At 36.0% G+C, this 12,632-nt stretch carries 12 protein-coding genes and 1 tRNA gene; 12 read left to right on the top strand and 1 reads right to left on the bottom strand.

The annotated features are described in order from the left end of the window. Positions 1–11: 11 nt before the first annotated feature. The gene (locus MP478_RS20605) at positions 12–989 is read right to left on the bottom strand and encodes an acyltransferase (RefSeq protein WP_257201518.1); all 978 of its coding nucleotides are present in this window, start codon (positions 987–989) and stop codon (positions 12–14) included. 201 nt (positions 990–1,190) lie between these two features. Here MP478_RS20605 and MP478_RS20600 point away from each other — a divergent pair, with 201 nt between their 5' ends. From MP478_RS20600 to MP478_RS20545, 12 genes are all read left to right on the top strand, one after another. Continuing rightward, on the top strand, positions 1,191–1,667 hold the full coding sequence (locus MP478_RS20600) for a lipocalin family protein (RefSeq protein WP_257189958.1): 477 nt from the start codon (positions 1,191–1,193) through the stop codon (positions 1,665–1,667). A 180-nt stretch (positions 1,668–1,847) separates the two neighbouring features. After that, positions 1,848–4,661 (top strand): leucine--tRNA ligase, encoded by a 2,814-nt coding sequence (leuS, locus tag MP478_RS20595; protein WP_257201517.1) that lies wholly within the window; start codon positions 1,848–1,850, stop codon positions 4,659–4,661. Positions 4,662–4,901: 240 nt separating this feature from the next. Further along, positions 4,902–5,765, top strand: coding sequence for a MotA/TolQ/ExbB proton channel family protein (locus tag MP478_RS20590; RefSeq protein WP_047488818.1), 864 nt, complete (start codon positions 4,902–4,904; stop codon positions 5,763–5,765). Positions 5,766–5,826: 61 nt separating this feature from the next. Further along, complete coding sequence (locus tag MP478_RS20585) at positions 5,827–6,429, top strand: biopolymer transporter ExbD (protein ID WP_230037486.1); 603 nt, start codon at positions 5,827–5,829, stop codon at positions 6,427–6,429. 13 nt (positions 6,430–6,442) lie between these two features. After that, on the top strand, positions 6,443–7,015 hold the full coding sequence (locus MP478_RS20580) for a biopolymer transporter ExbD (protein ID WP_230037488.1): 573 nt from the start codon (positions 6,443–6,445) through the stop codon (positions 7,013–7,015). A 25-nt stretch (positions 7,016–7,040) separates the two neighbouring features. Continuing rightward, positions 7,041–7,883: an energy transducer TonB gene (locus MP478_RS20575; RefSeq protein ID WP_230037490.1), complete on the top strand. Its 843-nt coding sequence runs from the start codon at positions 7,041–7,043 to the stop codon at positions 7,881–7,883. Between the two features lie 77 nt (positions 7,884–7,960). Further along, positions 7,961–8,158, top strand: coding sequence for a DUF308 domain-containing protein (locus MP478_RS20570; RefSeq protein ID WP_230037492.1), 198 nt, complete (start codon positions 7,961–7,963; stop codon positions 8,156–8,158). Then, positions 8,148–9,020 (top strand): PstS family phosphate ABC transporter substrate-binding protein, encoded by an 873-nt coding sequence (locus tag MP478_RS20565; protein ID WP_230037493.1) that lies wholly within the window; start codon positions 8,148–8,150, stop codon positions 9,018–9,020. Before MP478_RS20570 ends, MP478_RS20565 begins: the two co-directional genes overlap by 11 nt. 90 nt (positions 9,021–9,110) lie before the next feature. Next, the gene (locus MP478_RS20560; RefSeq protein WP_257201516.1) at positions 9,111–10,763 is read left to right on the top strand and encodes a tetratricopeptide repeat protein; all 1,653 of its coding nucleotides are present in this window, start codon (positions 9,111–9,113) and stop codon (positions 10,761–10,763) included. A gap of 82 nt (positions 10,764–10,845) precedes the next feature. After that, positions 10,846–11,565: a bacillithiol biosynthesis deacetylase BshB1 gene (gene bshB1, locus MP478_RS20555; protein ID WP_257201515.1), complete on the top strand. Its 720-nt coding sequence runs from the start codon at positions 10,846–10,848 to the stop codon at positions 11,563–11,565. Positions 11,566–11,600: 35 nt separating this feature from the next. Beyond that, positions 11,601–11,676: transfer RNA gene (locus MP478_RS20550), tRNA-His, on the top strand. A 516-nt stretch (positions 11,677–12,192) separates the two neighbouring features. Beyond that, a complete protein-coding gene (locus tag MP478_RS20545; RefSeq protein WP_257201514.1) occupies positions 12,193–12,627 on the top strand; it encodes a hypothetical protein in 435 nt (144 codons plus the stop codon). The last annotated feature ends 5 nt before the right edge of the window (positions 12,628–12,632 follow it).

Genomic DNA, 12,632 nt, shown 5'->3' with positions numbered 1-12,632 from the left:
TATATTCAAAATTATAAAAATCTTTTTTCATAAAAGTGCCAGGAGGAAACTCCTATTCCAATTACGGTCAGCATACAGATAACACCCATTACATACGGGTTATAATCTTCAAAAAGTCCTAATGTCTGGAATACCCGGATGACAGGGAAGTGAAATATGTAAATACCGTACGTAAAGTCTCCGTATTTTCCGAAGTTATTCAGGAACTTAAAAGAGTAGGCGATATACAGTACAATAATACTGATCATAATAGGAGAGAACAGTTTTATTTTAAAAATAAGATCTATCCATACGGTGGTCATAGCAATAATAAAAAGCGTATGCTTGTGCTGAATGAATTTATCAAAATTAAAATATAAAAGCATCCCGCCAATGAAATAACATAATGATCCGGGTAATTGTCTTGAGATGGCTGCCTTTCCTGTCATTTCAAAATAATTAAGAAATACCAGTGAAAGAAAATACAATACAATCAGACTGATATTTCTGTATCTATTATTTTTTCCGAAGAATAAAAACATGAAGGGAACAGCAATATAGAAGCACATTTCTATTTTAAGGGTCCACAATGCACCATTTACAGCCTGGTTGCCAAATACGCCGGGAAGCCATGGTGATTTGAAATTCATGAAAATCGAATTCCAGAACCAATATTTGTAGACCTGTGCATTGCCGAAATATTCAGAAAATGATAATTTGCTGACAAGGCTTAGTAAGACTGTACAGAGAAATACCACCAATAAATAGGCAGGAACAATCCTGTTGAATCTCTTTTTAGCATAGCTTTTTAAACTGGAAGATCTTTCATAACTTCTTGCAATTAAAAAACCACTGACGATAAAAAACGAAAAAACCGCGACTTCTACTGGGCTGTGTTCTAAAAATTTAAGTTGAGGAGAGACGCTTAAGGCGCCTAAATGTCCCACAAATACAATGAATGCCAGGAGAACACGGATAAAGTCAAAATTATTTTTCGTTATATCTTGCATTTTTTTCTTTCTTATCTACAAAAATAACTTTTTTAATAAAATAGAGGGCTTTTCGAAGGTTCAATATTTGTTAAATAAAGGCAATATCGTCCTTAAGTGTTTAAAAAAATGTATAAATAAAGGTTGACTCAATAATTTTTCACAAAAAATAGTAATATAAATCAAAAAAATTATAATTTTAGCCCTTGAAAAAATTGATCTATGAAGAAATTAGCACTACTATTTGCCGGGTTATCATTATTTGTAGCTACCGGATGTAATGATGATAAAGATCCTGTTATGGAAGCTCCTATTGTGGGGGTTTGGCAGCCTTTAAAGGAAGTGGTTACCACTGTGGAAGTGAATGAGCAGCCGATTTCGGATGTCATTACCTATTCTACATGTCAGAAAGAATCCAGATGGAGGTTCAATACTGATGTTCTGGGTAAAAGAACTGACTGGGGAGATACAGCTACACCAGGGCAGTGTGCTATTGTTTCTGATAAAAACTTTACCTATACTTATGATAAAAGCAGTAAATCTGTGCAGATAAAGTATCAGGGAATTGTAGAACCGGTTACTGCAAAAGTGGTTACCCTGGATGATACAACGCTCAATCTTGCAGTAAGAGAAGAGACACAGGATCCGACTGTATTTAAAACAAGAACCTATACTTTCAAGAGAATTCCTCAACCATAATAAGTATACTTCAAGATATAAAACAGATCTCATCCCAGGATGAGATTTTTTTGTTGGGTATCGATTGGTAATTAATAATAAATTAAATTTTTATTTCTTTTAAAATCATTAATTTTGTGAATCTTGTTAAAAGAAAATGACATTCAATAGTTAAAGTCTAACATCTAACATATATATAAAGTGTTTTACGATCATCAGCAGATAGAAAAAAAGTGGCAGAAATACTGGGAGGAAAATCAAACCTATAAAACCTCCAATAACACAGATAAACCTAAATTTTATGTACTCGATATGTTTCCGTATCCATCCGGGGCAGGGCTTCACGTAGGTCACCCACTTGGGTATATTGCTTCGGATATCTATGCAAGATATAAGAGACATCAAGGGTTTAATGTTCTCCACCCGGTAGGATATGATAGCTTTGGGCTTCCTGCTGAGCAGTATGCAATCCAGACAGGACAGCATCCGGCAATCACCACAGAACAAAATATCAACAGATATGAAGAGCAATTAAAAAAAATTGGATTTTCGTTCGATTGGAGCAGAGAGGTAAGAACTTCTGATGCTTCCTATTATAAATGGACACAATGGATTTTTATCCAGTTGTATCATTCCTGGTATAATAAAAATACAGATAAGGCGGAAGCTATAGATACCTTAATCAAACATTTTGAAGAAAAAGGTACAGAAGGGCTGAATGCCAATCAAAATGATGCACTTAGCTTTACCGCAGAAGAATGGATGAATGCTTCTGATGTGGATAAAGAAGATATCCTGTTAAATTACCGTCTTTCCTACAGGGCAGAAACAACAGTGAACTGGTGTCCTGCTTTGGGAACAGTATTGGCGAATGATGAGGTGAAAGACGGAAAATCTGAAAGAGGAGGCTTTCCAGTATTCCAGAAGAAAATGATGCAGTGGAGCATGAGAATCTCTGCCTATTCTGAAAGATTATTACAAGGGCTTACTCAATTGGATTGGCCACAGCCTCTGAAAGATGCCCAGGAATATTGGATTGGAAAATCTCAGGGTGCCCAGGTGAAATTTCAGGTAGAAGGTCATGATGAAATCGTTGAAGTTTTCACCACAAGACCTGATACTATTTTTGGAGCTACTTTTATGGTGTTGGCTCCGGAGAATCCTTTAGTGGAAACAATTACTACAGCTGCCCAAAAAGCAGCAGTAGATACCTATATAGAAGAAACTTCCAAAAAAACAGAAAGAGACAGGATGGCTGACGTGAAAAACGTGAGCGGAGCTTTCACTGGAAGTTATGCCGTGAATCCTTTCAGCAATGAGAAGATGCCGATCTATATTTCAGATTACGTATTGATGGGCTATGGAACAGGAGCTGTAATGGCTGTACCTGCTCATGACGAACGCGACCACAGATTTGCTAAGAAATTTAACCTGGAAATTAAAAAAGTGGTGGAGACTGAAGAAGACATTCAGGAGAAGTCTTTTGATTCTAAAGATTCTGTTTGTGTCAATTCTGATTTCTTAAACGGACTGCATTATAATGAGGCAAAATCAAAAATAATCTCGGAAATAGAAAACAAAGGAATCGGTCATGGAACTACAAACTACAGACAGCGTGATGCCATTTTCTCAAGACAGCGTTATTGGGGAGAACCTATTCCTATATATTATAAGGAAGGGATGCCATATACGTTACCGGTTTCTGCCTTACCGCTTGAACTTCCTGAAGTTGAAAAATATTTACCCACTGAAGATGGAGATCCTCCATTAGGAAATGCAAAAGTATTTGCCTGGGATGAGGTAAACCAAAAGGTAGTCTCTACAGAGTTAATTGATGATCAAACTATTTTCCCAATAGAATTGTCTACCATGCCGGGTTGGGCTGGAAGCTCGTGGTATTTCCTTAGATATATGGATTCTCAGAATGACGGAGAATTCTGTGCAAAGGATCTTTCAGATTATTGGGGACAGGTAGATCTATATATAGGAGGTAGTGAACATGCAACGGGTCACTTGTTATATTCCCGTTTCTGGAATATGTTCTTAAAAGACAGAGGCTGGATCAGTCATGATGAACCTTTCCAGAAACTGATCAACCAGGGGATGATTTTAGGAATGAGTGCTTATGTGTACAGAATAGACGGAACCAATCAATACGTTTCTAAAAATCTTGCGGCCAATTATCAGACTCAGCAAATCCATGTTGATGTATCCTTATTAAAAGGAACCTCTGATGAATTGGATACAGAAGCATTCAAAACATGGAGACCAGATTATGCTAATGCAGAGTTTATTTTAGAAGATGGAAAATACATCACAGGCCGTGAAGTAGAAAAAATGTCCAAGTCAAAATACAATGTAGTTAATCCGGACGATATCTGTGAAGAATATGGAGCGGATGGTTTAAGACTGTATGAAATGTTCCTGGGACCATTAGAGCAATCTAAGCCTTGGAATACACAAGGGCTGAGCGGAGTGTATGGTTTCCTTAAAAAATTCTGGAATCTGTATTTTAACGGCGATGTATTTGAAGTTTCTGAGGAAGAACCTACCAAGGCAGAATATAAAATTTTGCATACCTTAATAAAGAAGGTGGTTTTTGATATTGAAAACTTTTCTTTCAATACCTCGGTGTCATCATTTATGATCGCTGTAAACGAGCTGCAGAAAATAAAATGTAACAAACGCAATATATTGGAACCTTTAGCCGTTATCATTTCTCCGTATGCCCCTCACATCTGTGAAGAGCTTTGGAGTTTACTGGGACACGGTGCATCTATCGAATTTGAAAGATTTCCTGCATTAAATGAAGAATATCTTGTTGAGGACGAAATTGAATATCCGGTAAGCGTAAATGGTAAAATGAAGTTCAAAATTTCGCTTTCTGCTCAATTATCTGCTAAGGAGGTGGAAGATTTGGTGATTTCAAATGAAAAAATGCAACAGATTTTGGAAGGTAAAACCCCTAAAAAAATCATTGTAGTTCCTCACCGTATTGTGAATATCGTAATTTAAAAAAAAATTAACATTGGGAAATTAAAAAAAATGGGGTACTAATTTTTTTGATTTTTTAACTCAAATGTTAAATTTGGAAAAAATATATAAAATATCTAAGAATAATTATTATTTTAAAATCGTATTAATTTTTCTTTATCAAAAAAAAGCAAAATGTTTAATTAAGACTCTTGCATTTTAATTAATTTTGCCTTTAATTTACACCCTGTAAAAATTTAAAACAATATAATTTAGTTAAATATGGAAATGAATGTTTCAAAAAATGATGAGCAAGTAGTTGCTAGAAAAGCGGGAGGTTTAAATCCAGCTGTTATTATTCCTATTCTATTTGCTATAGGAATTTGTATTTATTTATTCGTTCTTGGTAACCCAGGAAACTTTAAAGATGCAGACAAACTAGGTAGTGGTTCTGTAGCTTTCTCAAGTGTTGAAGGAAAAGACATTCACCCAGAGTCGTTTTTAGGTATTATCTACAAAGGAGGGGTTATTGTACCAATCTTGATTACTTTCATGATTACGGTAATTGTTTTCTCTTTTGAAAGATATTTCGTACTTGGTAAAGCTGCCGGAAAAGGAAACTTAGACAACTTCGTTGTACAAGTAAGAAGCTTACTAAACCAAAACAAAATTGATGAAGCTCTTGAAGAGTGCGACAGACAACAAGGTTCAGTAGGAAACGTAGTAAAAGAAGGTCTTACTACTTACAAAGCTCTTTCTCACGATACAACTTTAAATAAAGAGCAGAAAATGGTAGCTCTTAACAAAGCTATCGAAGAGGCTACTACTCTTGAGATGCCAATGCTTGAGAAAAACATGATGATCCTTTCTACTTTAGGTACAGTTGCTACGCTAATCGCACTTTTAGGAACGGTAATCGGGATGATCAAGGCATTCTTCGCATTAGGTTCAGGAGGAGGTACTCCGGATGCTGCTGCACTTTCTACAGGTATCTCTGAAGCATTGATTAACACAGCTTTAGGTATTGGTACTTCAGCAATCGCTATTATCCTTTACAACTTCTTTACTTCTAAAATTGATGGATTAACTTACAAGATCGACGAGATCTCTATGAGTATCCAGCAGTCTTTCGCTGAATTCAACTAAGAATTAGCAAGGTATTTGCATTGGCAATTAAAAGAAGTTTAATTAAAAATATTTTATAATAATGGCGAGAGTCAAACCAAAAAGACATGGAGTAGTGACGGACATGACCGCGATGTGTGACGTTGCGTTCCTACTACTTACATTCTTTATCTTGACCACTCAGTTTAAAAAACCTGACGTGGAGCAGATTAAACCGCCATCTTCAATATCAGAGAAGTTACTTCCTGACGCAAGTTTGATGACCATCAACGCTACTCCGGACGGAAAATTTTATTTCCAGCCAGTAGAGAATGCATCAGAGAGATTACAGCTTTTAGACAAAATGGGCCAAAAGTATAATATTACTTTTGACAACAAACAAAAAGCATCATTTCAGAAAGTACAAGCTATTGGGGTTCCTATGAACCAACTGAAAAGCTATCTCGATTTGTCAGATGAGGAACAGAAAAATTTCAAGAGTCCTAAAGGGATTCCTATGGATAGTACAAATAAGCAGTTAGTTGACTGGGTACAGCAGAGTTTGAGCGTAAATCCTGATTACAAATTAGCAATCAAGGGTGATGTTACGACTCAGTATCCTAAAGTTAAAAGCCTATTTGAAGGTTTAAGAGATATTGATTTTCTTAAATTCTGGTTGATTACATCACAAGAGGGTAAACAATAATATATCATTAGAAATGGCAGAAGTACAAGTACAGGAAAAAGGCGGCAAAGGCGGCAAGGTACGTTCCAAGAAGCAGAATACCAGAGTCGATATGACTCCTATGGTGGACTTGGGTTTTCTATTGATTACCTTCTTTATGTTCACAACCACATTTAGCAAACCGAATGTAATGGATTTGGGTCTTCCGGCTAAACCGAAAGATGAAAAACAAAAACCACCTCCAACAGAGATTAAACTTTCTAACTCAATTTCTTTATTATTGGGTAAAGACAATAGGATTTTTTGGCATCAGCAGGATAATACTTCTTTAACTGATCAGAATCTTAATGAAACTTCTTTCGATAGAGAAGGGATTAGAAAAGTAATTGAGCAGGCAAAAGCAAACGCGGCAGATAAAACTAAATTTACTGTTATTATCAAACCGACTGACGATGCTGTATATAAGAACTTTGTAGATATTCTTGACGAAATGGCAATTACTAAAAGTGAGCAATACGGGGTAACCGATGTGAAGCCTTGGGAACAAGCTATTTATAATAAGAAGGTTGGTAACTCTGGAGCTCCTGCAGCACCAGCAACAAAGTAATTTAACCATAAAATTGTAAAAATCTATGGCAGATGAAAATGTATACAATCAAAATCTTACTTTAGACGAGATTGTATTTGAAAATAGAAACAAGGAATATGGTGCCTACGATCTTAGACATCAGTATCCGAGACTTCTGACAAAATCATTTATTGTTGGAACGGCATTATTCCTGGTTGCGGCATTGTCTCCTTTTATTTATCTTACCATTAAGAGACTTACTGAACCGCCTAAGCAAGAAGTGAAGGCAGACTTGGTAGAAATTCTTCAGGAAGATAAAATTATTGAGCAGCCAAAAGAAGAAGAACCACCTCCACCACCTCCACCTCCAAAAGAAGAGGAGAAAATTGAGGTCATCCAGAACGTGGTTCCTGAGCCTGTAAAAGCTCCGAAAATTGAAACTCCACCACCACCGATTTCTAAGCAGTTGGAAACAACAACTGGTTTGAACAATCAGGAGGGGGTTAAAGCTCCGGCTTATACGCCACCGCCGCCACCACCATCTACAGGTACTAAAGCTAGTACTGTGGAAGTAAAAGCGAATAATCCTAACGAGATCTACAAAGATGTAGACCAGTCTGCAGAATATCCTGGAGGTATGGGTGCATTAAGAAAGTTCTTAGGAGATAACTTCGATACTTCTCTAATGGAAGGAGGTGAAGGTACGCTTAAAGCTAAGCTTAAGTTCGTTGTAGAAAAAGACGGAACTGTTTCTGGAGTTACCATTGAAGAGAAATCTCCAAATGGCGACTTCAACAGTGAAGCGATTCGTGTAGTTAAGAAACTTAAAAAGTGGACTCCAGCGAAAAGAAATGGAGAAAGCGTTAGATCTTACTATAGCGTTCCATTTACTATGAACTTTGAATAATTAGACTTATTTATTCATAATATAAATAAAAAGAGAGGCATATGCTTCTCTTTTTATTTTTTTTGTATTTTTGTTACATGATGTTCAATTGGTTATCCCTGGTTACGGGATTGTTTTATATCGTTTTAGGAATTGTAGTCATTATCTATAAATTCTTTTTTACAATTTTGGAACCTGCTATTGCCTATGCAATGGGAACTGTTCTGATTATTTATGGAATATTCAGGATCTACAGGGCGCTTTCAAAAATTAAAAAATCAAAGAATGAAGAATAGTTTTAAGATTGTAGTTGTTTTTATTCTGAGTATAATGCTCATCAACTGCAAAAAGGAAGAGAAATCTCCGTCTTACAATAAAGGTGACCTTACAATTTATACTGACGAATCTTTTCAAAGTGTTACAGAAGCATTAGCCGACGGCTACATGATCAACTACCCGGAAACACGTATTAAAGTGGCTACACAAAAAGAGGATTTAGGACTTCTTGACCTCCTGAATGGGAAGGCAAAGGTTATTGTAATGTCTAGAAACCTGACTACAGAAGAAGTGAAAACTTACGAAGAAAGAACCGATTTAAAGTTTTTACCTTCAAAGTTTGCTGCTGATGCTGTTGTCTTTGTGGTTCCTAAAAACTCTCCAAAAGAAAATATTTCAATGAATGAGATTAATGAGGGAATGCTATCTGAGAACAAGAATTTTATTTTTGATGGTACGAATTCCAGTAACTTGAATTTTGTTGCTGAAAAGCTGAAAAAACAGCCGAAAGATCTTAAGTTTTCAATTATTCCCGGGAATAAGAAAATCATAGAAGAATTAGCTCAGTATCCGGATAAAATTGGAGTAGTGGGGTTAAATACCTTTAGCCGTCCCTACGACAAAGCCTCTGAAAAGTTAAGAGAAATGGTTAAGGTGCTTCCTGTTGTACAAAATGGAAAACAATATACGCCTGATTTTGAAAATCTTCGTTCAATGGAATACCCATTTACAAGAGTTCTTTATTTTCTGGCTAACGAAGGTAATTTTAACATTGCTAATGGCTTTATGAGATTTTCATGTACTCATTTAGGACAGAAAATTGTTCAGAAAGAAGGTTTACAGCCTTACAACGTATACCGTAGAGAGGTGCAGATGCGTTAAAAATTATTAAATTCGCAATATAGCTTCGCAAAAAGTGTTATTTTGGTCTGAAAATTGTGTATAATATAACTCAAATATTAGAAATTTAAAATGAAAGATATAATGAATATGAATGTAAAGAAGATTGCTTTTGGAGCAGCTGTGGTATTTTTTGCCGGTTTTACCTCTGCACAAACACTGCAGGATGGTATCAACAGTATAGACAGTGATAAATTTGCTCAGGCAAAAACTAATTTCACTGATATGATCACTAAAGAGCCTACTGCTGAGAACTACTTCTATTTAGGAAATACTTTCTTAAGACAGGGTGAGCCAGATTATGCTAAAGCTATTGAAAGCTTTAATAAAGGGATTGCTGCTGACGGAAAGAGTTATCTTAACAAGATTGGTTTAGCTGCTGTAAAATTAAGTAAAGGTGATAAAAGTGCTATCGCTGAAATCCAAAAAGCAGTTACTGATTCCAGAGAAAAAGATGCTGAAGTTCTATTCAGAGCTGCTGAAGCATTAACTTTATTTGAAAAAAACAGTTCTCCGGATCTTGCTATTCAGTTCCTGACCAAGGCTATTGAAAAAGCAGAGAGAAAGGGTGTGCCTGCACATTATTATTATACATTAGGAGATGCCTACAGATTGAAGAGAATGCCGGGAGAAGCAATGTCAGCGTATGATAAAGCTTTACCATTAGCTAAAAATAAGGCATCTGTTTATACAAGAATGGCAACTTTATGGATGGCCGCTCAACAATGGCAGCAGGCTAAGCAGAATATTGATAAAGCTATTGCTGTAGATGCTACTTATGCTCCTGCTTATAAAGCATTAGCTTCTTACGATATCAGATATCAGCAAAATGCTAAGGCTACGCAAGACCTTATCAACTATACAAAATATGCTGATGAAGATCCATATACTCAATTGGAAATTGCTAAATTATATTTCACTAATGAAGATTATGTAAACTCTAAAACAGTATTGGATAAAATCTTTGATAAAATTGAAGATCCTATCAAATTCAAATTAAGAGCGTATCAGTCTTATGCTGATGGAAATTATGCTGAAGCAAAACAGAATATGGATACTTTTGTTTCTCAGGCAGAAAAAACCAGAGTATTACCTGCAGATCAAGGTTTACAGGGACTTATTGCTGCAGGATTGGCAAAAACAGAAACTGATGCTGCTAAAAAAGCTGCTTTAACTACTGAATCTCAGCAAAAAATTGCAATTGCAAAAGCTGCTAAAGATGAGACCATGAAGTGGGATCTTGAATTAGCTAACATTGCCGGAGGTGGAGGTGCTTCACAGGCAGAAGCGGATAAAGGACCAACTAATCCAACTATTGAAGGCTTGAAAAAGCAAGTTGCAGCTAATGCTCAGGATTCTGATGCTTTATTTAAATTAGCGACCGCTTATCAGGATGCTAAAAACTGGAATGGAGCAATTCTTACTTGGCAAAAAATGAGTGCACTTCTTCCGGATTGGGCACCAGCTTACTACAGCCAGGGGTATTCTTACCAACAGGCAGGAAATAATGAAGCGGCAAAAATTGCTTATGAGAAATTTATTTCTACTGTAAAACCTGCTGACCAGGAAGCTAACAAGCAGACTCTGGCTTATGCTTACTTTGCTGTAGCTTATATGAATAAAGATACTGATCTGGCAAAAGCTAAAGATTATGTAGCAAAATCTTTACAGCTGGATCCTACTTACCAGGATGCTGTAAAATTAAATGCAGAAATCAATAAGTAATTTAAAATTTAAATTATAGATATTAAAACTTCCCATTCGTAATGTTTGGGGAGTTTTTGTTTTAAACCTTATATTTGGAGATATGAAAACTGATATACTTGCTTTTGGAGCACATCCTGATGATGTAGAATTAGGATGTGGCGGAACTATTGCTAAAATGGTTTCTGAAGGAAAAAAATGTGTTGTCGTAGATCTTACAAGAGGAGAACTCGGAACAAGAGGTACAGATGAAACAAGAAAAGCGGAAGCTGCAGATGCTGCCAATATTTTAGGTCTTTCCGCCAGAGAGAATCTCGGAATGAAAGATGGCTTTCTTGTCAATTCTGAAGAATATCAGATGAGGATTGTAAAAATGATCCGCAAATACCGCCCGGAAATCGTCTTAGCGAATGCAATTGATGACAGACATCCGGACCATGCAAAAGGAGCAAAATTAGTGTCGGATGCGTGCTTTTTGTCTGGGCTTAGAAAAATTGAAACAGTAGAGGAGGGTGAGATTCAGGAAGTATGGAGACCCAAGCATATTTTTCATTATATTCAATGGAAAGATATCAAACCGGAATTTGTAATTGATATCTCAGAACATCTTGATAAAAAACTGGCAGCCTGTATGGCATATAAAACCCAGTTTTATGATCCCGCTTCCAAGGAGCCTGAAACTCCAATTACGACAAAGGACTTTTATGAGAGTTTAACTTACCGTGCACAGGATTTAGGGCGTTTATCGGGAGTGGCTTATGCTGAGGGATTTACGTCTGAGAAGTTAATTGCAATGAAAAATTTTGAAGGAATTGTTTGGTAATTAAAAAATCTTTCCTATATTTGCACTCACAAAACGGTGATTGTAGCTCAGTTGGTTAGAGCGTCGGATTGTGGTTCCGAAGGTCGGGGGTTCGAGACCCCTCATTCACCCAAGAAAAGTACACTTTTTAAAAGTGTACTTTTTTATTTTATACCTGTTTCTAAGGTTCAATGAGAGTGTTTTTTTCTTTTTTCTTAGAATATTTTTCCCACAATTCCTTCATATTCTTCACATCAGCGCTTAAAAAGGGTATTACTGTTATGGAGTCGCTGCTTTTAGCGGGCTAATAATATAAGTAAGTAATAGATCAGGTGCAAAAGTTGGGGGTAATATAAACTTACATCAATACCCTTCTCTTTGATGTAAAGTTCTATTTTTATTACGCTTGATTTTAAGTGAGCCAAGAATGAATCGATTAAAAATCGATTTGACGAAGCTAACTTTTTTATATCGTTTATTCAGCGACAAAAGCAGCCTTTCATTATTACTCCTTTGTGTAAATAAAGGTTATAAAGCAATCCGCATTTAAAAATTTCCCTCTGCTTTTCTTGATATTCATCATAAAATCTCAAATTGATCCAATAGCACTACAAAATTTCCCTATATTTATTCACACTAAGTTCAAATATGGAAATAAAGGTCACTGTAAAGCAGTTGGGGAAAAAACACCCTGTTCTTTCGGAACAAAAAATTGAGATCAGCTACAAAGATTCAAATATTACATTAGAGCATTTATTACAACTGATTGTTCAGCAGCAAGTGGAGGCATTCAATGCAAAATCATTTGAGCTGGAAGATCAAGATGATACTAAAATTCCTCGGGATAATTATCTCAATATTCTTACAGATACCGGAAAAGCAGGTTTTGGAAGTATTTATAACTTAAAAAAGGCTGATGTATACAAAGCCCAGGAAAATGCTATTCAGGCTTTTGAGGATGGAATGTTTGCTGTATTTTATAATGATAAGCAGCTCGAAGACCTTTCTCAAACCATAGACTTAAGCACACCTTATACCTTTACTTTCATCAGACTTACATTTCTGGCGGGAAGTTACTGGTAATCTAT

Source organism: Chryseobacterium sp. WG14, assembly GCF_024586945.1.
In the GTDB taxonomy this organism is placed as follows: Bacteria; Bacteroidota; Bacteroidia; order Flavobacteriales; family Weeksellaceae; genus Chryseobacterium.
The sequence above is the reverse complement of the archived record's forward strand: the minus strand, read 5'-3'. Positions and strand labels throughout refer to the sequence as shown.